The 22,215-nt window shown below is 36.3% G+C and carries 23 protein-coding genes; 14 read left to right on the plus strand and 9 right to left on the minus strand.

The window, feature by feature from the left end; translation table 11 throughout:
- The first annotated feature begins 57 nt into the window (after positions 1 to 57).
- From M3189_RS19400 to M3189_RS19425, 6 genes are all read left to right on the plus strand, one after another.
- The gene (locus M3189_RS19400) at positions 58 to 891 is read left to right on the plus strand and encodes a TetR/AcrR family transcriptional regulator (RefSeq protein WP_251636773.1); all 834 of its coding nucleotides are present in this window, start codon (positions 58 to 60) and stop codon (positions 889 to 891) included.
- A gap of 19 nt (positions 892 to 910) precedes the next feature.
- Positions 911 to 1,180, plus strand: coding sequence for an iron-sulfur cluster biosynthesis (locus M3189_RS19405; protein WP_251636775.1), 270 nt, complete (start codon positions 911 to 913; stop codon positions 1,178 to 1,180).
- Positions 1,181 to 1,314: 134 nt separating this feature from the next.
- Entirely contained in the window at positions 1,315 to 2,148 is an 834-nt protein-coding gene (locus M3189_RS19410; RefSeq protein ID WP_353057456.1) for an IclR family transcriptional regulator, read from the plus strand.
- A gap of 59 nt (positions 2,149 to 2,207) precedes the next feature.
- Positions 2,208 to 3,095, plus strand: a complete 888-nt coding sequence (locus M3189_RS19415; RefSeq protein WP_251636784.1) for an acetaldehyde dehydrogenase (acetylating) — start codon at positions 2,208 to 2,210, stop codon at positions 3,093 to 3,095.
- Positions 3,096 to 3,115: 20 nt separating this feature from the next.
- Positions 3,116 to 4,132 (plus strand): 4-hydroxy-2-oxovalerate aldolase, encoded by a 1,017-nt coding sequence (dmpG, locus tag M3189_RS19420; RefSeq protein ID WP_251636794.1) that lies wholly within the window; start codon positions 3,116 to 3,118, stop codon positions 4,130 to 4,132.
- A 174-nt stretch (positions 4,133 to 4,306) separates the two neighbouring features.
- Complete coding sequence (locus M3189_RS19425; protein WP_251636796.1) at positions 4,307 to 5,716, plus strand: GntP family permease; 1,410 nt, start codon at positions 4,307 to 4,309, stop codon at positions 5,714 to 5,716.
- Between the two features lie 55 nt (positions 5,717 to 5,771).
- Here the strand turns inward: M3189_RS19425 and M3189_RS19430 are convergent, their stop codons facing one another.
- Genes M3189_RS19430 through M3189_RS19440 form a run of 3 tightly spaced genes read right to left on the minus strand, consistent with a single transcriptional unit; the run spans position 5,772 to position 9,421 of the window.
- Complete coding sequence (locus M3189_RS19430; protein ID WP_251636798.1) at positions 5,772 to 6,848, minus strand: Ger(x)C family spore germination protein; 1,077 nt, start codon at positions 6,846 to 6,848, stop codon at positions 5,772 to 5,774.
- Positions 6,832 to 7,932: a GerAB/ArcD/ProY family transporter gene (locus M3189_RS19435; RefSeq protein ID WP_251636800.1), complete on the minus strand. Its 1,101-nt coding sequence runs from the start codon at positions 7,930 to 7,932 to the stop codon at positions 6,832 to 6,834. The genes M3189_RS19430 and M3189_RS19435 overlap by 17 nt, the downstream gene beginning before the upstream one ends.
- A gap of 10 nt (positions 7,933 to 7,942) precedes the next feature.
- Positions 7,943 to 9,421, minus strand: coding sequence for a spore germination protein (locus M3189_RS19440; RefSeq protein ID WP_251636802.1), 1,479 nt, complete (start codon positions 9,419 to 9,421; stop codon positions 7,943 to 7,945).
- A 324-nt stretch (positions 9,422 to 9,745) separates the two neighbouring features.
- Between M3189_RS19440 and M3189_RS19445 the strand changes: the two genes are divergently transcribed.
- From M3189_RS19445 to M3189_RS19455, 3 genes are all read left to right on the plus strand, one after another.
- Positions 9,746 to 10,819: an ATP-binding protein gene (locus M3189_RS19445; protein WP_251636804.1), complete on the plus strand. Its 1,074-nt coding sequence runs from the start codon at positions 9,746 to 9,748 to the stop codon at positions 10,817 to 10,819.
- 225 nt (positions 10,820 to 11,044) lie between these two features.
- The gene (locus M3189_RS19450; protein WP_251637094.1) at positions 11,045 to 11,722 is read left to right on the plus strand and encodes a Na-translocating system protein MpsC family protein; all 678 of its coding nucleotides are present in this window, start codon (positions 11,045 to 11,047) and stop codon (positions 11,720 to 11,722) included.
- Positions 11,723 to 11,861: 139 nt separating this feature from the next.
- Positions 11,862 to 12,542, plus strand: coding sequence for a DUF2294 domain-containing protein (locus tag M3189_RS19455; RefSeq protein ID WP_251636806.1), 681 nt, complete (start codon positions 11,862 to 11,864; stop codon positions 12,540 to 12,542).
- Positions 12,543 to 12,593: 51 nt separating this feature from the next.
- Here M3189_RS19455 and M3189_RS19460 read toward each other — a convergent pair whose 3' ends face one another.
- From M3189_RS19460 to M3189_RS19475, 4 genes are all read right to left on the minus strand, one after another.
- The gene (locus tag M3189_RS19460; protein ID WP_251636808.1) at positions 12,594 to 12,893 is read right to left on the minus strand and encodes a hypothetical protein; all 300 of its coding nucleotides are present in this window, start codon (positions 12,891 to 12,893) and stop codon (positions 12,594 to 12,596) included.
- A 127-nt stretch (positions 12,894 to 13,020) separates the two neighbouring features.
- Positions 13,021 to 13,458, minus strand: coding sequence for a MarR family winged helix-turn-helix transcriptional regulator (locus M3189_RS19465; protein WP_251636810.1), 438 nt, complete (start codon positions 13,456 to 13,458; stop codon positions 13,021 to 13,023).
- Between the two features lie 13 nt (positions 13,459 to 13,471).
- On the minus strand, positions 13,472 to 13,951 hold the full coding sequence (locus tag M3189_RS19470) for a glutathione peroxidase (protein ID WP_251636812.1): 480 nt from the start codon (positions 13,949 to 13,951) through the stop codon (positions 13,472 to 13,474).
- Between the two features lie 145 nt (positions 13,952 to 14,096).
- On the minus strand, positions 14,097 to 15,587 hold the full coding sequence (locus M3189_RS19475; RefSeq protein WP_251636814.1) for a peptide MFS transporter: 1,491 nt from the start codon (positions 15,585 to 15,587) through the stop codon (positions 14,097 to 14,099).
- A gap of 681 nt (positions 15,588 to 16,268) precedes the next feature.
- On the opposite strand from M3189_RS19475, the gene nagE reads away from it, so the two are divergent.
- A complete protein-coding gene (gene nagE / locus M3189_RS19480; protein WP_251636816.1) occupies positions 16,269 to 17,714 on the plus strand; it encodes an N-acetylglucosamine-specific PTS transporter subunit IIBC in 1,446 nt (481 codons plus the stop codon).
- A gap of 55 nt (positions 17,715 to 17,769) precedes the next feature.
- Here nagE and M3189_RS19485 read toward each other — a convergent pair whose 3' ends face one another.
- On the minus strand, positions 17,770 to 18,588 hold the full coding sequence (locus tag M3189_RS19485; RefSeq protein ID WP_251636819.1) for a PRD domain-containing protein: 819 nt from the start codon (positions 18,586 to 18,588) through the stop codon (positions 17,770 to 17,772).
- Positions 18,589 to 18,744: 156 nt separating this feature from the next.
- On the opposite strand from M3189_RS19485, the gene M3189_RS19490 reads away from it, so the two are divergent.
- The gene (locus tag M3189_RS19490) at positions 18,745 to 19,167 is read left to right on the plus strand and encodes a DUF4395 domain-containing protein (protein WP_251636822.1); all 423 of its coding nucleotides are present in this window, start codon (positions 18,745 to 18,747) and stop codon (positions 19,165 to 19,167) included.
- Between the two features lie 39 nt (positions 19,168 to 19,206).
- On the opposite strand, the gene M3189_RS19495 is transcribed toward M3189_RS19490, so the two are convergent.
- Positions 19,207 to 20,397 (minus strand): MFS transporter, encoded by a 1,191-nt coding sequence (locus M3189_RS19495; RefSeq protein ID WP_251636824.1) that lies wholly within the window; start codon positions 20,395 to 20,397, stop codon positions 19,207 to 19,209.
- A 245-nt stretch (positions 20,398 to 20,642) separates the two neighbouring features.
- Between M3189_RS19495 and M3189_RS19500 the strand changes: the two genes are divergently transcribed.
- The 3 genes from M3189_RS19500 to M3189_RS19510 all read left to right on the plus strand — a co-directional run bounded on the left by M3189_RS19500 (position 20,643) and on the right by M3189_RS19510 (position 22,205).
- Positions 20,643 to 20,987 carry a nitrous oxide-stimulated promoter family protein gene (locus tag M3189_RS19500; RefSeq protein WP_251636826.1) on the plus strand — a complete coding sequence of 115 codons (345 nt, stop codon included), beginning with the start codon at positions 20,643 to 20,645 and terminating at the stop codon, positions 20,985 to 20,987.
- A 109-nt stretch (positions 20,988 to 21,096) separates the two neighbouring features.
- Positions 21,097 to 21,321 carry a hypothetical protein gene (locus tag M3189_RS19505; protein ID WP_251636828.1) on the plus strand — a complete coding sequence of 75 codons (225 nt, stop codon included), beginning with the start codon at positions 21,097 to 21,099 and terminating at the stop codon, positions 21,319 to 21,321.
- A 380-nt stretch (positions 21,322 to 21,701) separates the two neighbouring features.
- Positions 21,702 to 22,205 (plus strand): shikimate kinase, encoded by a 504-nt coding sequence (locus M3189_RS19510; protein WP_251637096.1) that lies wholly within the window; start codon positions 21,702 to 21,704, stop codon positions 22,203 to 22,205.
- Positions 22,206 to 22,215 lie beyond the last annotated feature (10 nt).

Here is a 22,215-nt window from a genome sequence, read left to right on the forward strand (position 1 = left end):
TAATACTGACTAACCGGTCATCTGTCAATGATTGAGCCTAGGAGTGAACAATAAACGATGAAAAAACAATTAATTATGGAAAAGGCAATCGAGCTCTTTGCTAAACAGGGTTTTGAGGCTACATCTGTCCAGCAAATAACAGAACATTGCGGCATTTCCAAAGGTGCATTTTATCTATCTTTTAAGTCGAAAGATGAATTAATCATCGAGATAATCGATCACTTTATGATTCAATTTACCTCTGAAATTGACTATCTAGTCAGAAGTGAGAGAGAGGAAGAAAATCTTCTATATAAATTTTATTATGCGATATTCAACTCATTTCAAAAGCATTCTGATTTTGGGAAAATCTTAATCAAGGAGCAGTCTCGTTCATTTAATCAGGATTTCATCGTGAAAATGCGTTATTACGACAGATTAATGGATAAAACCATTCTTTCGATGGTGGAGCATTTGTATGGAGATGATAAAGTAAAAGAGATAAAATATGATTTAGTATTTTGTATCAAGGGCTTTATGAGTATGTATTCCCAGCTATTTTTATTTTATAATGTACCATTAGATTTGGATTTGTTGTCGACTTCATTAGTGGAAAAAACAAATCTCCTAGCAAGAAATTCCACAGTTCCTTTTATTTCAAAAGGGCTGATTGAGGTTTTTGAGGAGCCAGGATTAGAGAAATTAACAAAAGATCAGATTCTCCTTCTGATCAATCAAGCAATAGAAGAAATGGACGAGTCAGTTGAAAAGGAATCTTTGGTCTTATTAAAAGAGCAGCTGCATGAACAAACATTTGGCAGAGCAATTATTAAAGGTTTACTAGAAAATATTCGAATTCATCCCCAAACCAAATGGATCTCTTATTTACTGGGTAGTTTTTTCAATCTGTAGAGTGAAAGGTGGGCATACGGTGTTTATTGTAACAGAGGCAGCAAAATCTGAAATACAAAACCGCTTGGAATTATCAGATTCGGCTAAGTTTATCCGATTACAAATGCGTAAAAGTTGTTTTATGAAGGTGAAAGTAACAGTAGAAGAATCTGTTCAAGAAAATGATAGTCAGATAGTAAAAGAAGGCTTGAATTTCATCATCGACAATGGCGAATGTCATTATTTTCGTAATAAAAAACTGGATTTTATCCCAGACCAAACTGGTTTTAAACAGTTTGAAGTCATTTAATATTTTCTAAACGCTAAAGAGCTCATTCTAATAAGAATGGGCTCTTTTTATATTTTGGGATAGAAATGCAGAGACTTTTTTAAGAATAATGAATTCAATTTTATTGACATACTAGTAGTTGCGAGGTAGGATAAATGTATCGATTAAATATTTACGAACGCCGTTCGACAATGGCGAATGAAAGAAGGAAGACGATGTCTGAACGTTTGATTCAATCGATTGAAAGAGCAGCTGATGTCCTTGAATTATTTTTGGCCACAAATCCAGAACTTAGTGTTAAGGAAATTAGCGAAAAGCTTAATTTATCAAAAAGCACCGTTCATGGAATTATCAAGACTTTGGAACATAGAGGTTACTTGCAGCAAAACTCAGAGGATTTGAAGTATAAGCTGGGGATTAAACTTTTCACACTAGGTAACTTTGTGGGTAAACATCTCGATATTGGAAACATAGCAAGACCTATTATTAGAGATTTGGCGAATGAATTAAATGAAACCGTTCACTTAGTTACATTACAGCGTGATGAAGTTGTTTATATTGAAAAGGTAGAAGGGCCAAGAGCTCTGACAATTTACTCCCATATTGGAAAAAGAGCGCCCGTTCACTGTACAGGTGTGGGGAAGGCAATACTTGCCCATTTAAGTGAAAATGAGGCGGATAGGCTGTTATCACAAGCAAGTTTAAATGCATTTACAGAGTACACGATGACAGATGTGAATGAAATTAAGAAACATTTAGTTTCTGTCCGAGAGACTGGATATGCTGTCGATGATGAAGAAATTGAGTTAGGGCTGAAATGTATCGCCGCACCAATCTTCAATCATAAAGGAAATGTAATCGCTTCAATTAGCTGTGCAGCTCCTAAAATGAGACTGGATGAAGAAATGCTTCCTAAAGTCATAGCGGGGATTAAGAGGGCTGCATCTGAGATTTCAAAATCATTAGGTTATAAAGGTAATATCGTTTAATAAGAAGCTAGAGTAAAAAAACATACAAAAATAAAGTAATCATTAGGAGGAGAATTATTTTGTCAAAAGTTAAAGTTGCTGTTCTTGGCTCAGGTAACATTGGTACAGATTTAATGATTAAGCTTGGTCGTTCGCAAATTTTAGAATTGACCGCAGTAATTGGGATTGACCCGCAATCGGACGGTTTACGCCGTGCGAGGGAAATGGGATATGCAGGGGTTGCGACTGGGATTGATGGATTTCTAGCAGATCCTGAACTAAAAGCGGATATCGTTTTTGATGCAACTTCTGCAAAAGCTCATCTTTATAATGCAAAGGTGTTAAAAGAAGCGGGGATTAAAGTAATTGATATGACTCCTGCAGCTGTTGGTCCATATGTATGTGCGGCTGTTAATATTGACGAGCATTTAGAAAAGGATAATATCAATTTGATTACATGTGGCGGACAGGCAACCATCCCAATGGTTCATGCTGTAAACACTGTAAGTCCAGTAGAGTATGCTGAAATCGTTGCGACCATTTCAAGTAAAAGTGCTGGCCCGGGTACTCGTGCGAATATCGATGAATTTACCGAAACAACTTCACGTGCGATTGAAGTAGTCGGTGGAGCGAAAAAAGGGAAGGCAATCATGATACTAAACCCTGCTGAGCCTCCAATTATGATGCGTGATACCGTTTATACCCTTGTAGAAGAAGGAAAAATGGACGAAGAGGGTATTAGAAAATCCATTGCTGAAATGACAGAAGTTGTTCAATCCTATGTTCCAGGCTATCAGCTCCGTACGGAACCGATCTTTGAAGGAAATAAAGTAACCATCTTTATTCAAGTTGAGGGAGCCGGTGATTACCTGCCTAAATACTCAGGAAACCTTGATATTATGACAGCAGCTGGTGTGAAAATTGCTGAAGAGTTTGCTAAAAATCTATTAAAGAAAGAAACAGTTTAAGCTGTAGAAAGGGGAAAATAATGACAAACGAAAGAGATATTTTAATCACTGAGGTTGCCTTACGAGATGGAAGTCATGCAGTCTCTCACCAATTTACCGTAGATCAAGTGCTAAAAGTAGCGAAAGCATTGAATGATGCGAACGTTCCATTCATCGAAGTGTCTCATGGTGACGGTTTAGCAGGTTCTTCATTACAATATGGACTTTCACACACAAATGAAATGGAATTAATTGAAGCAGCGGTTTCTGTTGCAGATAAGTCCAAAGTTGCCGTCCTCTTATTGCCAGGTATCGGCACATTGCATGATTTGAAAGAAGCAGCTAATTTAGGAGCAAAGATGGCTCGTATCGCAACACATGTTACAGAAGCGGATGTGGCTCCACAGCATATTGCTTATGCAAAAGAACTGGGGATGGAAACGGTTGGATTCTTAATGATGAACCATATGGCTCCAGTTGACAAATTAGTGGAACAAGCGAAGTTAATGGAAAGCTATGGTGCAGATACAGTCTATGTTGTAGACTCAGCAGGATATCTGCTTCCAGGTCAAGTTCGTGAACGGATTCGTGCGCTTAAGCAATCTGTAGGCATCAACATTGGTTTCCACGCTCATAACAATTTATCGCTTGCGATGGCGAATACACTTGTAGCAATTGAAGAAGGAGCTACCCGTATTGACGGAAGTGTTCGTTGCTTAGGTGCCGGTGCCGGTAACACGCAAACAGAAGTATTAGTAGCCGTTTGTGAACGGATGGGAATTAAAACTGGGGTAGATTTATATAAAATGATGGATCTAGCCGAAGACATCATTGCGCCATTATTACCAGTGCCGCAAGAAATTACAAAAGACAGCCTCACACTAGGCTATGCGGGTGTTTACTCAAGCTTTGCCTTGCATTCAAAACGTGCGGCTCAAAAGTATGGCGTAGATTCTCGTGATATTTTAATCGAACTTGGCAAACGTAAAGTGGTTGGCGGTCAAGAGGATATGATTGTTGAAGTTGCTGCGGAAATTGCTAAAAATAAGAATCGCTAATAGAAAATAGATTAGTAGATTTAATGAGGGACAAGAATACAATTAAAAGTTTAGTGAAGTGAGAACTCGATATCTTGCTTCACTAACAAATTGATAGGTTTGGAAACGCTTTAAGATTTATTCAAGTAGTCCTTCATGTAGAGTTATGCATCCTAGGGGTAGAGGAGAAATATCATGGAATTAGTCATTATACTATTAGCACTCGGAATGCTGATGTTTATCGCATATCGAGGATTCACCGTTATCATTTTTGCACCTATTTGTGCGCTATTTGCCGTACTTTTAACCGAACCAGGATGGATTCTACCATTTTACTCGAATGTATTTATGGGGAAAATGGTTGAGTACATACAGCTTTATTTTCCAATCTTCTTATTAGGAGCGATTTTTGGTAAGGTAGTAGAAATGTCCGGACTTGCCAAAACAATTGCTTCTACGATTGTCCAAGTTGTTGGTCAAAAAAGAGGAATGTTAGCCATCGTTTTACTTGCCGCTATCTTAACCTATAGTGGAATTAGCTTAGTGGTGGTAGCATTCGCAGTTTATCCATTTGCTGCGCATCTTTTCAGAGAATCGAATATTCCAAAGCGTTTAATTCCAGGTACAATTGCACTTGGTTCATTCACTTTTACAATGGATGCATTACCTGGTTCGCCGCAAGTACAAAACGTCATTCCAACAAGCTTCTTTAAAACAAATCTTTATGCTGCACCTACGCTTGGGATTATCGGAGCTATTTTTATCTTTATACTTGGAATGTGGTATTTGAACTCTCGCCGTATTAAAGCAGAAAAAGCTGGGGAAGGTTATGACAGCTTTGGTACCATTAAGGATGACAATGAAGTAACCATTAATTTAGAGGAACAAGAAAGTATCGGCCGAAAGATTTTTGCTTTTGTTCCTGTCCTATTAGTAGCAGTTTTAAACAAAGTATTAACAACGGTAATTCCAAAATGGTATCCAAATGGTTTCGACTTCGAAGCAATTGGAATGAGTTTTCCTAGCATTGAAACCTCAAAGGTTATTGGTATTTGGTCGGTTGAGATTGCACTTTTAGTCGGTATTATCGCTACGATTCTTTATAACCGTAAACCAGTTATGATGAATTTCAAAGATGGAATGAAAGTCGGAGTAGCAGGCGCGTTGCTTGCTATTATGAACTCAGCAACAGAATATGGATTTGGAGCAGTTATTTCAAATTTACCTGGTTTCTCTATCGCAAGAGATGGGATTGCCAAAGTATTTGGTCATCCATTGCTAAATGGGGCTGTTACCACCAATATTCTTTCTGCTATCTCTGGATCAGCGTCTGCCGGTATTGCCATCACGCTTGGGATGATGTCAGAAAAATACATTGAACTAGCTAATCAATTTGATATTCCTCTCGAGGTCATGCACCGTGTCATCTCTATGGCTTCCGGTGGTATGGATACACTGCCGCATAACGGGGCGGTTATTACCTTATTGGCCATTACAGGGTTGACGCATAAGCAATCCTACCGAGATATCTTTGCAATCACGATTATTAAAACAATTGCAGCGTTCTTTATCATAGCTGTATATCTTTTAACTGGAATCGTATAAGTGTTATAAGCAAGTAGATTATGTCTAACTTTAGACGATTCTACTTGCTTTTTCTTTATTCTATTACACCCGATTCTGAGATTTTGACATCCGGTTTTATCTTTACGACAATATCTTTATATTGATTTTCTCGCCAATTATTGAAGTCGAAATTTCTGGTCTGTGTTTTTACATAATGACCTATTCCTATTGGGTCTATTTGTTTACCTATAAAACGCTGTACCAATTTAAGGGATTCTTTCTGAATGTCCTTTGAGAATTGTTGTTTTAATTCTTGGATATTCTTTGGAGTAAGCTCTTGACCTGTAAATTCATTGATGATTCCATCAACTTTTATATGAATCGTGATTTCCATTGGATTTCTTTTCGTCAATTCAAAATTGTGGGAAGAACGAATGCTTCGGACAGCTGCTTCACCACTTTCTATTTTAACTCTGTGTAAGCCTTCGCTGTATTTGTCTACTAGCAGCTTGAAAAAAAACATATCCTCCGCTTCAATAAAATCAACCATTTTTCCATATTTGAGAAGCGAAATCCCAGTGATTTTTAATTTATCCTTTCCAATTTGTTTTATCTGCGGTATGAAAGGTGTTTTTCCCTCTTGATAAAAATCAGCAAGAAACCATTGAAGATTTGTTTGTGGCAGATCTTCATTTTTAATATTATGGTTCATCAGATTTGAAATATAAGTGGCATTTCCTCTTATTCCATAGTTGCCTCCAAGTAATTCCTTTGTTTCTCCATCCACCACAGCTAAATAGAGACCGGACCCCACTCCGGGATCCCTCTGAAAGGGGTCAACCAATGGAAGAATTCCTACTTTTTCAGTTAATGTCTTACTAAATAAAACCACCGCAAGGCTTCCGGTTACTAGCGGGTCAGCTGTTTGTCGTTGAATATCCTGCAGCATACTTTTTTTTATCTCAGCTTTTGCTGAGAAGGTGATGTTTTTAGGTGCCTGTTTAGGCAGGTAAACAGGGATAACAATTGTTCCAAGAATGTTTTTGCTATCGATATAGTCAAAGCCTATACCTTCAATTAACGTAATATCATCTAATACTTCTTTTTGGACACAGCCATTTAGAATGGAGGCTAGGAAAACAGAAGCAATCAATTTAAGAGTGCGTCTCACGATTTCTCACCTTCTTTGCTATTAATGTACCTGCAAACAATAAAGGAATGTAAATGGTATTGAAATAAAAACCAACCTTTGCAGTAAAATCAGTCACGATATTAATTTGGTCTCTTGTTGATAGCAAACTGGTGGCTATTAAACAAAGTGTTGCAATGACCGGAATCGAAGTTTTTTGACGAATGGAAAAAATCCGTTTAGCTAATCGACTTGCACACCATAAACAAATACATAAATTGGGTAATATCACTATGCCCCAGTTTGCAATGCCGATATATTCAAAGCGTTCAACGAATGGTAATTTAATAATTTTCCACATGGTTAATGTTGGCCATAGGTTTTTTTGTAATTGTGCTTCCGAAAAAAAGCCAAAGGCTAGAATAGCCAAATAAATACAAATCATTGTTGTGTATAATGCACCAAGGTGAGCCCACTTCTTACTCTTTTCTGGATTTTGTATAAACGGATAAAAAAATAATAAGGTTTCAAATCCTAAGACGGTAAATGTCATATCACGACTACCAAGTAGTATCTCCTTAACTGAATGATCGAAAATGGGAAGGAGATTGGTAAAGTCAGAATACTGAATGGTAATAATAAACAGTACCGCAATATAGAATGGCAAAACGATTGAAAAAAAGGCAATTCCTGCTACCGTCCTAAAACCACCAAACACAATATAGATAACTAATATTAGAAACGCAAGGGCAAACCAAAAAGTTTTTAGTTCCGGAAACATCCATACTTGAATCACTTCTATATAGCTGCGAAGAATAGTAACGGTATATAAACTAAAGTAAAGAATAAAAAGGCTGCTAAGGATTTTCCCGATTTTTTTTCCAAGTATCAATGTATGAATCGAAGTCATATCGCCATTTGCTATTTTTAGCATTTTAAACATCATCCACAAAAGTATATGGACCACTAACCCCGATAGAATGATGGACATCCAAGCATCATATCCTGCGGTTTTAGCAATAAATCTTTGAAATCCCAGAATACCTACTCCTGTCTGCATGGTATGAATTAGAAAAAATACGAGAAAAGGAGATATTTTTTTACTGTCTGGAACGTTAGCGTTCATAATGGTCCCTCTATTCATCTTCTATATCTTTCTTTTCCTTTTTAGCTTTTTTGGGAAAACGGTAGGGTTCCTTTGTATTCAGCAGGAAGGGTCGTTTTCTTTGTTTATCAAAAGATAACCGTATAAAAGCATCCTTTAGGTCTTGCATCCTAGGAGGGTACAAAGGCTCTAAATATGGCCTTCCTAATGAAGTAAGACGAATAAGATGGGTCAATAAAAAACAAAAGCAGACTATTATTCCAAGAAGTCCCCAAACTTCCGCAAAAAGTAAAAAGGGAAAGCGCAGTAATCGAATCGTGTTACCTATTCTGTATACAGGGGTTGTAAAGGAAGCAAGTGCTGCTAATGCAATGAAAATTAATAGAATGTTACTCGTGAGACCAGCTTCAACGCTAGCCGTCCCAATAACAATCCCGCCTACGATACCGATGGTCTGACCAACCTTTGTGGGTAGTCTAGCCCCGGCTTCTCGTAAAAGTTCAATCGTTAATTCTAGAAATAAAGCTTCCAAAATAGGGGGGAAAGGAATAGCCCTTCGAGAAGCTACTAAGGTACTCATTAGATCCTGTGGTATTAATTCATAATGATAACTCAGTGTTGCTACATATACAGGTGTAACCAGAATAGAAAACACAACAGCAAATAGACGAATCAAGCGGAAGAAGGAAGATAGAATCCAGTTTAAATAATAATCCTCAAATGAGCTGAAAAATTCGACTAGTGTAGTAGGACCAATTAATGCGTGTGGTGAACCATCGACAAAAATTGCTACTTTTCCTTCTGCCAGGATGGCAGAAATTCGGTCTGGCCGCTCTGTATCTAGAAGCTGTGGAAATGGCGAATTTTGATTATCAGAAATAATTTGCACGATATAAGAGCTATCTGTAATCTCATCAAATTCAATACCTTCAATTCGCTGTCGGACCGTATTTACATTCTCGGTATTAGTAATCCCATCTATATAAAGAATCGCTACTTTTGTCTTTGAAAGTGTTCCGACCGTTTTTTTTTCAATGACCAGTTCTTTAACAGGGATTCTTTTTCTAATCAGATTTAGATTTTGATCTAGCGATTCTACAAAGGATTCCTTAGGTCCGATTACACTGAATTCAACTTCTGGAAGGCTTATATTTCGACCGATTTCCTTCTTTGCTCCCAAAAAGCAAAACTTGTTATCTTTACCGTTAACCGTTAATAGGACTGAACCGTTAAATATCATATCTTCAATCTGCGAGATATCCTCTGAGAGTTTAATATCAGGGAGGGGAACGATTTGTTTGACATCTTCTATTTGTTTGAAATTTCCTTCCAATAAATAGGGTAGAACACTATCTTGAATTGTTTTCTCATCAACAAGAGTGGCTAAGAATTTCAAAGTAAAAGAGATGTTTGATTTATTGTTATAATACTCAAGGCATTTAAAATCAGCAGATTTTGCCAAAATCTTGTCTAAACTTTCTTTCTCGGAATTTTTAAAAAAGTTAAACATAATTCTTCTCCTTTTTGGAAGAGACTAAAAGTAGTGTTTCCAATATTGAAAAGTTTATGTTTCAGAAGGAAATTAGCGTAAATAGATAAAAATTCCTATTATTTGAAAATTTAGTTAAAATAGTATATAATAAAGGTGGATATAGGGATATATGCTCTAATCTACCAATTACAATTCATTTTCAATTCTGAGATTCATTCATTATTAATCGGTAATGATTTTCTAGATATGTAGATGCTAGAATTTAAGCCAAAATAAGACGTAGGGACACTACGCTTATTTTGGCTTTTTTTATTTATCCAAAAATAGGAGGGAAGGGATTACATGGATAAGGATGAGCTGAAACGATTAAACTTCTTACTTGAAATATATGTAGATGTGAATGTCGATAAGGATTTCTCAGTACTATCAAAAGAAATAGATCCATTCTTTATAGTAAACATGGCTGGTCAAATCATTTATGTCAATGAGGTCTGTGAAGAGCTTTTGCAATGCTCTAGAAATGAACTAAATAAAAAGAAACTGAGTGAAGTCTTCATTTCTTCTGCTTTAAGTGAAACGCAAACCTTCTTCGTTGAAAAACAACGGGAACAGCTAATGAATTTTGATTCAAAAATCAATATTAGACCTGAAAGTATGATTGATGTTAATGTAACTACCTTTCCCATTCTTTTTAATAATGAAGTAGTAGGGAACTATGTAGTGTTAAAAGATATAACATTGATTAAGAGGGAAAGACAGTTACTTACGGAAAAGCGAGCAGCGGCAGGTCAATTAGCCGCTGGGATTGCACATGAAATTCGTAATCCCATTACCGCAATAAAGGGCTTCATGCAGTTAATAATGGGCGAGCATAAAGGAGAAAAGACGTACTTCAGAATTGTGGAATCAGAGATTAACCGTGTGGAAATGATTCTAAAGGAACTAATGGTTCTTGCAAAGCCAACAAAAATTGATTATAAAAAGCTGGATATACGTTCTCTATTAGACAAAGTCCTAACGTTGATGGAGTCGCAGACGCTATTAAAAAATATCGAAGTGATAAAAAACTTCTATGCTTTAGAGGTAACGATAGTAGGGGACGAGAACCAAATGAAACAAGTGTTTATCAACTATATAAAAAATGCAATTGAAGCAATGAAGGAGGGAGGGAAGCTAATTGTGGAAGGCATTCATTTAAATGAAAGCGTTCATATTCGAATTATTGACCATGGAAGTGGAATTCCCCCAGAGATATTAAAACGGATAAATGAACCATTTTTTACAACGAAGGAAAATGGGATGGGTCTTGGAATGCAAGTGAGCAATGAAATCATTGAGGAGCATCGTGGGAGGATTAATATAATCAGTAATACAGAAGGGACCTGTATTGAAGTGATATTACCGACCGCTACCTAAATAATTGCAGTATAGTAAAAATAATGGTAAAATAAGAGAGTCTAATGTCTTGCTGTCATTAGTTTTGTATTCATATATTATACATAAAAATAATACTTGTAAACTGTCTGGTAAATGGAAGAAACTATTACTATAGTCGTCTGAACCGTGGCCTAACTTCTTTTTGAAGTTAGGCCATTTTTAATTTAGTTAGGAGGAATACATATTAAATCAAATCAAGAAAATCTGGTCTATCTTAGCAGTACTTTAAGTAAATTACTTAAACGCAGGTTCGGAAAAGGTCCAGAAACCTGTAATGTTATTTTTAAAGGCGATAGGTATTACGTCTATATGAGGAATTTTATTACCCCGGCTGAGGAAGTATTAATTAAACAGAAAAAGGTAGAATTGGCGATGGATTTTCGTTCTGCAATAATCGATGCAGTAACCGAGGAATACTTACCGGAAGTATCAAAGGTTTTGGGAATATCTTTTGATTCTTTCTTTCATGACTGGAATTATGATAGAAATACCGGAATCCTTTTGTTGGATAATTCTCAATCGGACCATGAGGAGAATATAGACAACAGTTTCGAAAGTAATCTTTTCACCTTAATAGAGAGTGTTAGGTCAAGTTACTATAAAAAACCGGCCAGCTTAAAAGTTGTAAAGTTTACACAAAATATTTGTGCGATTGAATCTAAAGAAGTATTGTTACCACTAGAGAGAATCGTTTATGAAAAGGGGAATGTGGAATTATTGCTCCATCAGGCGTGGGAAATCAAAAAAGGTTATTGGAGGAACAAAGAGCTATTTGAATGCCTCTTTAATCGTATGATTGAGGATATGTTTATTATGTGGGATTATAAAAAGAATAGAAATTATCTTGTGTTTATCTTTAACAAGTTATATACAATGAAATAATTGAAAAAAACATGTTGTAAGAAGGACTTCCTAAAATACAATGTGTTTTTTATTTCATTATTTTAATAAAGCTTGCTTTCGTACATACTAATTGGATATCAGCCACCTTCCAATTATGGAAACGAAGGAGTTAAGCATATTGATTGATGTAAAAAAGGAAGAGTATATTAGCAGTTACATAAGCAAGTTGTTAAGAAAAAAATTCGGCAGAGGCCCTCGCAACTGTCAAACTACAATATCTCATAATTATCTTGTCACTTATATAGGTGGATTTTTATCACCGATGGAGGATATTCTGTTACAGCAGGGACAGAGCAAATATGTCGACCATGCAAGAAACGTGATTATTAACCACCTGCTGGATGAAATAAAAGGAGTTATACAAATTACATTAGATGTTGAAGTGGAAGAATATTACCATGATTGGAATTTTCCAAATAACTCAGGTATTCTTATTTTTGTTTTAGATACAGAAGCAGGTCAGAGAATCAAACCCGATATTGATATCCAAAGAGTAGAAATGGAAGTAGCCAGAATCAGCTTGCTGGTAGAAAAAGTACCAGATAAAGTGATTACCTGCCCAATTTCCTCATCCATCTTTCTTATTGAACGAAGAGGTATTCTTGTTCAAATAGAAAAAGCATTAATTGATAAGGGTTTTGAAAACGAACTTCGGTTCACTAAAGATGAATTGGAGAAAAGTTACTTTCACCGATATGGCAGGTTTGAAGACATTTTTCATAAATCCGTCAGGGATATTTTTATTGACTGGAACTTTAAGGATGATAAGTCGTTAATGGCTTTTATCTTAAATTCCTAGGAAAGGGAGTCTTTCATTAAGAAAGACTCCCTTAGATATAGTATTGTATGGTTACCGATTATTAAAGTAGACAGACAGGGCATTTGAGATATCGTTGTCTTGATGATCGACGTGAATCATATAATGGTCACCGTCAACGAAAGAGGTAAAGTCACTGAATCCTTGGATTCGTAAGAAGTCGTCAATATCGGATAAATCTTCCCCTTGGGTTTTTAGTGTTTTACTCCCAACAAAAACTCCATTCACATAAACCTCGTATTGATCTTCATTTAATTTCACATTACCATTTGCATCACTGTCTACACCAATAAAGGGTAACATATTATTACCGTTATTATTTCTATCAATCATCTAAAGAGCCTCCTTCTGCTGTACTATAGTTACTATTTCCTTGAAATGGGTTGGGTATGAGTGTTTCGTGGAATTAATGAAAGCCGTCCAAGTTTAATGGACAGCTTTTTTGGGTGGGAAAGGTTAGTTATAATCTTCGTTCTTTCATTTTATTCTGTAAAGTATTCAACTGCTTCATCAACTGCTCATATTCCTCAAGCTCTATCTGACAGGATTGAATAACCTCTGCCACCTTACTGGTAATAGTTAGCTTTTCTGCACGGGCTTTTTCTTCTAAATAGATAAATACTTTCCTTTCATCTGCTTTAGAGCGTTCTTTCCTAAGCCAGTCATTCGCTTCCATTCGTGCAACCATTGGAGTTAATGTGCCAGTGCCTAAATTTAATTTCTCTCCGAGTTCCTTTACACTCACTCCGTCCTTTTCCCATAAAGCCACTAAGACTAAATATTGCGGGTAGGTTAAACCAAAGGGCTGAAGAACACTTGAATATAACTTATTAAATTCTCCAGCAGTTTCATAAACTGCAAAGCATAGTTGTTTCTTTAGTGTCACAAAGTCTTCCATACAAACCACCTAATTAAGAAAGTAGCTTTTCTAAATCGTTTTCCATTTTCAGTGGTTCAGTTGTTGGTGCATAGCGTTCTACAACCTGTCCGTTCTGGTCGACAAGAAATTTAGTGAAGTTCCATTTAATATTTTTGGATAGAATCCCTTTTTTCTGTTCCTTTAAAAAAGAAAATAAAGGATCTGTGTTCTCCCCGTTTACATCAATCTTTGCGAAAATTGGAAAGGTAACACCGTAATTTAATTGGCAAAACTGAGTGGTTTCATCAATATTATCAAATTCTTGGTTATTGAATTGATCACACGGGAATCCTAAAATTTCTAAACCTTGGTCCTTGTATTTTTCATATAACTCTTGAAGACCTTTAAATTGGGGTGTCAATCCACATTTGCTGGCGGTATTAACAATTAGTAAGGGTCTACCTTCGTACTCCTTTAGTGATTTTTCCTGGCCATTCGTCATTTTTACAGTAAAGTCGTATACCGTTGTCATTGTCATTTCCTCCTAAAAAAGTGGATGGTAGAAGTGATTTTTTCAATTTAATCGTGTACGATTTAATCTTACGCGATTAAATTGAATTTGGCAAGAGAACAAAAAAGCAGTATCCCGTTTTGCTGGGATACTGCTTTCATAAAAATTAACGAATACCTTTCATTAGGCCCTGAATTTTCGGAGCTAATACAAATAGAATAATACTTAATACGATAGCTGCACCACCGATAAAGCCAAAGTACGCCATTTCATTCTCTGGTGAGTAAAATTTAACGACTTGTGCATTAAGGGCTTGGGCTGCAGCACTTGCTAAAAACCATAAACTCATAGTTTGTGCTGAGAATGCGGCAGGCGCTAATTTTGTAGTTGCAGATAACCCTACAGGTGACATACACAATTCACCAAATACAACAATTAAATAACTTAGAACAAGCCACATTGGGCTAACTAAGGAATCCGTGCCTCCAAGGTATGCTGGAATAAGAATGACAAGGAATGACAAACCAGCAAACAATAAGGATAATGAAAACTTTTGTGGTATTGTTGGCTGACGTTTTCCTAATTTAACCCATAATCCAGCGAAGATTGGTGCAAAGATGATAATAAATAAAGGATTTAAAGATTGGAACCATGCTGGAGAAATGTTGATTCCCATCCAATCTAATTGAGTACGTTTGTCTGCATAACTTGCAAGGATTGTTGAGCCTTGTTCTTGAATCGACCAGAACATAACAGCTGCAATAAATAATGGAATATAAGCAATTATACGTGAACGTTCTACAGTTGTAGTTTTAGGGCTGCGGTACATAACGATAAAGTAAATAGTAGGAATTAAGATACCTAGGAATGTAACAATATTAATAAAGCTTGAGAATGTTAATACTCCCATTGGAATTAAAACAGCAGATAAAACAGCTAGAACCACTACACCTAATCCGATGATAGTAAAGGTCTTTTTCTTTTCTGTTTCTGAAAGTGGGTTTGGAACAGTAGTGCCTGCAAGACCAAGATTTTTCTTTTTTGTTAGTACAAACATGACAAGTCCAAGGAACATACCAACAGCAGCAATACCAAAACCTAAGTGGAAGCTATAATCCATTACACTTCCGACGATTAGTGGTGATAAGAATGCCCCAGCGTTGATACCCATATAGAAGATAGTGAATCCAGCATCACGACGGTCGTCCGTTTCGCTGTACATTTCACCTACTACAGTAGAAACATTTGGCTTCAGCATCCCTGTTCCAAGTACGATTAACACCATGGATACAAAGAACATGGCAACACTGCCAGGTACCGCAAGAACAATATGGCCGAGCATAATCAGTACTCCACCGTAGAATACAGCTCTAGATGTACCGAAAATCCGGTCAGCTAACCAGCCGCCAATAATACCTGACATATAAACGAGTGATCCGTAAATGGACATAATGGAAAGAGCTAAGTTTTCATCTAGCCCTAATCCGCCTTTTGATACCTCGTAGTACATATAGTAGACTAGGATGGCTCTCATTCCGTAGTAAGAGAAACGCTCCCAGAATTCTGTGAAGAATAGAGTGAATAATCCTTTTGGATGTCCGAAGAAACCTTTCTGAGGGACACTATCCACAATTTTCTGCCTATTATAATTCGACATAATTCTACCTCCCTTTATTATATTATAATACTTTCGATTGTTTTCAATTGTCAAAAACTATTTTTGGCAATTCTACCTATAAGGGTTAACAATATTGATATAACAGGAATCTTAGTAGTGTAAAAGAGAAAAGAAAGTTTTTTTAAAATAGTATTTCTATTTTGATAAAATATACTATTGTGAAAACGATTGCAAAGGAAATTGTGAGATGTTATCGCTTTCAATTGAGTTTTATTGTTTTAATGATATAATTGTGTTATTAAAATAAATAGTGATCACATGTTACTGATATTTTTCAGGCATGGTGGTAAATAAAAAGGCGGCGTTTCTGCCCTTTTATTGTACCCCCATGCCTTTTTTATTTTTTAAAAAAACTCTAATAGTAGAATTGGTGCCATTCAGGTGAAAACTGTAATAATCTCAGGCTGCTAAAGGATATCTTATTAGTAAAGGGGGTGGTAGACTTCAAATATTGTAAATGATAGGGGTGTAGAGTGTTGGCCAGTCATGTGAACTCAATTTACTGACAAGGATAGATAATTAGTAATTTCAAGTTACAAAGCCCTTATATTTATTTTTTTGCAGCTGCTCTAGGCTGGAAATGAAGTTATTGAATCCTTGTAATAGTGAGATTTGAGGCAACTCTTTAATTGTTTGTAAAAAAATAGGGGGAATAAAAAAATGATGAAATATCTTCAAAGACTAGGACGTTCCTTAATGCTGCCAGTAGCTGTTTTACCTGCAGCTGCGATATTGATGGGAATCGGGTACTGGATTGACCCAATCGGCTGGGGTGCTGAAAGTCCTGTTGCTGCTTTCTTAATTAAAGCTGGTGGTTCGATTATTGACAATATTCCAATCTTATTTGCCGTAGGGGTTGCGTTAGGTTTGTCTAAAGACAAAGATGGTTCTTCGGCGTTGAGTGGGTTGGTTGCCTTTCTAGTCATTACAACGTTGCTTTCAACTGATGTTGTGGCCATGCTGCAAGGAGTAGATGCCACAGCAGTTGATCCAGCTTTTGAAAAAATCAAAAATGCTTTTGTTGGGATACTTTCAGGGGTGATTGCCTCTATTATGTACAATCGCTTCAGCCATGTGAAATTGCCAGATGCCTTAGCATTCTTTAGTGGAAAACGACTAGTTCCAATTATGACAGCGGTTTCTATGTTAGCTGTTTCTTTAATACTGTTCTTTGTATGGCCGGTTATTTATACCGCACTAATCTCATTTGGTAAAGGTATCAGTGAATTAGGTGCTGCGGGTGCAGGGCTTTATGGATTTTTTAACCGACTTTTAATTCCAACAGGATTACACCATGCATTAAACCAAGTATTCTGGTTTGATGTCGCTGGGATCAACGATATCGGTAATTTCTGGGCTAGTAAGGGAGAAAAGGGTATAACAGGAATGTATCAAGCCGGATTCTTCCCAGTCATGATGTTTGGTCTGCCGGCCGCTGCGCTTGCTATGTATCATACAGCAAAATCTACTAAGAAAAAACAAGTGGCCTCCTTGATGTTAGCAGCTGGTTTCGCTGCATTCTTTACAGGGGTAACAGAACCACTAGAATTTGCCTTTATGTTTGTGGCACCTGCATTATATTTTGTTCATGCTCTATTGACAGGACTTTCATTAGCGATTGCTGCTGCGTTCCATTGGACAGCAGGATTTGGCTTCAGTGCTGGATTAGTTGACTTTGTTTTAAGTTTAAAGATTCCTATTGCAAATCAACCATTTATGTTACTTGTTCAAGGTCTAGTATTTGCGTTTATCTATTATTTCTTATTCCGTTTTATCATTACAAAATTCAACTTAATGACTCCTGGTCGTGAGGAAGATATTGATGAAGAAACGGAGGAGGGTGTTGCAGCAGGAAATAAATTTGCTGTAATGGCTGCTAAGATTTATGAAGGCTTAGGCGGAGATGCAAATGTAACATCTGTGGACAATTGTGTAACACGTCTACGCTTAGAAGTGAAAGATATGAGTGCTGTTGATCAGAAGAAAATAAAATCTACTGGCGTACCGGGGATTAATGTTGTCGGTAAAAACAGCATACAAGTCATTGTTGGTACCAATGTACAATTCGTAGCTGATGAAATCATGAAAATCCGTACGGGAAAATAAAAAGGTAGTTAGTAAAAGACCGCCTGGACAAATATGTCCAAGCGGTTTTTTATGTTTATCGATTTCTAATTCTCTCAATATGTATAGTTATGTAACCCAGTTCTTGTTCCGGAAGTTTGATACTATGGTTTTTCGCAAGAAACTTAGCGACCTTCTGTGAAATTTTGTAGGAATCAGCAAATTTTTTCTTAAGCATCGCCAGCATTTCACCATCCATGATTGGCTGTGATTCATCTTGGAGTCTGGATAGAGTAAATCTAAGATGGGTCATTAACCGCTGGTAGGAAAGATTATCTTCCTCTATAGAGAGATGAAGTGAATCTTTAATGATTTGAATCATTTCACCAATGATGGCGGTCTGCCTTAAAGTTTGTTTCATATCGCCGCTTTGGGGCTTTGAAGTATGTATATGCAAAGCAATATAAGCAGCTTCATCTACAGGCATTTTAACATGAGTCTTTTTTTCAATATATCTGATGGCCCACATACCGATATCAAATTCTTTTTTGTAAAGGATTTTTATTTCATCAAACAGCTTATTTTTAAGATGGATTCCTTGTGTAGCTCTTTCGATGGCAAAAGACATGTGGTCGGTAAGACCAATATGGACATGCTCGTTTAATTTTAATCCAAGACATTCTTCTGCATAAGAGATGATTTCTTCCGAGATGGAGAAGTGCTCTACGGGTATTTGCTGCAAGAGCTGTTGGAATTTTTCATTTTCCTTCATAACAAATAGCTTTTCGATTTTGCTTGGATTAATAACGTCATTTTTCCGTTTTTGAAAGGCAATGCCAGCACCAATCGCTATTTTTTCTTGGTTGTTGTCTGAAACGACAACGGCATTATTATTGAGGATTTTTTTGATTTTCACCAAATGCCAACTCCTTGTAAAAGCCCTTACTTTTATCTTACATTTTAAAACAAAATGGGTCTACCTTTAATAAAACAAAGCTATACAAAACGGCATAAAGCAGGTAAACTTAAAGATAAATCACCAATAATTCCAATGAGAAAGGTGGGTTTTGTTTTGTCTAATAAAGTACGTTCTATCCCAAGACCGCTAGTGAAAACGAATCAATGGGTAATCGTTATTAGCGCAGTTTTAACACTAGTTTTTGCTGAAGGATGGTTTTTGATTGTTCCGTTACTTGCAGGAATATCAGGAATTGTTTTTAAATATAATCCCGTAATGAATATTGCAAAGCTTTTTCTAAAGAAAAAACCAGAAGAGTATATCCCGGAGGAATGGGAGCAGCAGCAATTTAATCAAAAAATCGCTGTATTTTGTTTAGGAGCTGGGTTCATCGGTTTTCTGCTTGGCTGGAATACAGTGGGATATGTGTTCACGATTATGGTGGCGACTGCGGCATTTGTAGCTATCCTCGGATTTTGCATTGGCTGTTTTATTCATTATCAGTGGAAAATGTATCAATATAAAAGAGCAAATTAAAAAGACTGATGCGCTTCATGCCGCATCAGTCTTTTCTTCCTATATAATTGCTTTTGCTTTAAGTGACCGTTTTTGCCAAGTAAAGGTAATGAATAAGGTAAGTATTAATAAAACAAATCCTAAAATAAATGGATAGGTGATTTTAACATCATAAAGCAATCCAGCTAATGTCGGTCCAAGTACATTACCGATACTCATATAAGCATTATTCATTCCCATTGCAAAACCCTGTTCGTTCCCTGCGAGTTTGGATATCAATGTATTCAACACCGGACGGAGAATAGAGGTGGATAGGAAAATAAATAGTGAAATGACAAAGAATAAAGTGTAACTGGATGCGAACAACGAGAATAGAAATCCAGCTGCAGCAACAGCGATAAATATATTCAACACAGTACGTTCCCCGTAACGATTCACAATTCTATCAACAACAAAGAGCTGAACGATAACACTGACAACTCCTGTTGCTGTAACCATTATCGCAATATCTTTCGCAGATGATTGAAATTGATTATCAAGGTATAACCCTATAACCGATTCGTACGCAATTAATCCGAAACTCATCACTAATGTAATTATTAGCGGGATAAAATATGGCATTTTTACTGAGCGGGCAATTTTGCGAGTCATTGACTCATCCGTCAGAATTGCTGAAGTTTCTCCAGACGAAGCTGGTTTGCTCTCCTTTAAAAGGAGAATAGAAAATAATACGGAAACAAGAGAGACAAGTGCGGATACTAAGATAGGAAATTTCAATCCGAAGCCTGCAAAGAAACCACCGATTCCAGGACCAACAACAATCCCAAGAGACATCGCTGCCGAAACTAGGCTGTTCCCTTTTGCTCGTTGCTCCATCGTCGTAATGTCTGCGATATAAGCGAAAATTGCTGGTACAAGCATAGCGCAGCCAATTCCACCGACCGCTCGAGAGGCGTAAAGTACCCAGATTGAATTAGAGAAGTAAAAAATGAACATCGAAAGAGTAAGACCTGCTAGTCCATAGATAATCATCTTTCGGCGGCCATATTGATCTGTCCATTTACCTGCAATCGGGGAAAAGATGAATTGTGCTCCTGCAAAAATAGCAATAAACAGTCCTGCAGCAGTTCCACCTTGATTAATGGATTCCAAATAGGATGGTAAAATGGGAATAATGATACCAAAACTCCCTATTGCTATAAACATGTTGATCATCAACATGATGATTTTTTTTTGTTGATCTCCGGTCATATAAAGCCACCCTTCTAATGAAGATTGCACACTCAAATATAGTGTTAACCTTTTACACTGTTTACTATCATATATAGGTATACAGGCTTTTGTCAAAGAGAAAGTATTTTTAGAAAAGATAAAGATCGTTACTTGTTAGGAATTTGTTAAAGATTCGTGATATTTATGATGAGATTCTGTGATATGTTTTAAGTAAGAACACATTTGGGTGGTAGATCTATCTTTTTAAAGGGGGTTTACGTTCAATGAAAAGGCAGTTAAATACGGGTCCAAATATTCTAAAGGAAAAAGAAATGGTTACTAAGATGATTGCGCTGTACTGTCGGCGAAAGCATCAACAACCTGATGAATTATGTAAGGAATGTCAGAATTTAAAAACCTATGCTCATATGAGACTTTCACTATGTAGATTTGGAGAAGAAAAAAGTGCTTGCTCTAATTGTTCTGTACACTGTTATAAACCCAAATATCGGCTAAGTATGAAATCGGTGATGCGTTATTCAGGTCCATGGATGCTGTTGTACCATCCGGTCTATTCCGTAAAACATCTGCTCAATAAACCTAAGAAACAAATTAAAAGTGTGGAATAGCATTTTCCACGCTTTTATTTTTTGACAATTCTGTACAAACTATTTCTAGAATTTGGTATTATTGATCTAGAAGGCAAGAATATTTTGTACCAAAAGAGGAGTGAGTAGTATGACGGGGACAATTGCAGTAATTATGGTATTCTCGATTCCAATCATTGCTATTTTGACGGCCCATTTCCAAAAGCAGAATAAAATAAAATACAAAATGATTCAGGGGGAACTTGAATTAGAGAAACTAAAACACCAGAATTATTTAATTGAAACAGAAAGAATGAGACTCGAGCTTGAGCATATGAAGCTAGAAGATCCTCAGGACAAAATAAAATTAGGGTAAGTTGTCATAAATAAAGACAATAAAAATAGGTTCTATCCAATAGATAGGACCTATTTTTTATTATTGGGGTTTGTATTCCGGATTTATCTTCGTTAGTGTCTCTTTATCGCAAATAACAAAAAGCGTCACCGCGAACATAATACAACTGTTTCTCGACCATTGGTGCATTCTCAAGTTCGTCGATGATGACAATATCAATGGACTTATCCGATTTTAAAATTTCTTTGATGGCTAATAATCTTATTTTCCCAATTAAGCTTAAAAATTAACCATGATTGGTTTTATAGGATTAAAAGCTTATAATGGTATCAATATTATTTGTCCGTGGGAGATGAAAAACATTGTCATTAAGAGAAAAGAATATTGTCTTTATTGGGTTTATGGGTGCTGGGAAAACAACGATTGGAAAGCTGGTTGCTAAAAAACTTTATCGTGATTTTATTGATATTGATGAAGAAATTGAAAAAGAATATAACATGCCAATACCGAAAATATTTGCTGAAATTGGTGAGAAAGCCTTTAGAGAGAAGGAAAAAGAATTAATTCAGAATCTATGTCACTATAAACTAAAGATTATCTCAGTGGGGGGAGGAGCATTCCTTCAAGAAGAAATCCGTAACGTATGCCTCAATTCAAGTATCGTATTTTATTTAGATATCACCTGGGATGCTTGGAAGAAAAGGTTAAGTTCAATTATTGACAGCCGTCCAGTTCTGCAGGGTAAGTCAATGGATGAAATCGAAGAGTTATTTTATAGAAGAAAAGAAATCTATACGAATAACTTTCACTCAAGTATTCAAATAAACAATCAAAATATGGATGACTTAGCTGATAGCATTGTAGAAACCTTAAAATTATCTTGGGAGTTGCATGAAACGAAGTAAAAGGTTCGAG

It is taken from the genome of Neobacillus niacini (assembly GCF_023715415.1).
GTDB lineage: Bacteria > Bacillota > Bacilli > Bacillales > Cytobacillaceae > Neobacillus > Neobacillus niacini_C.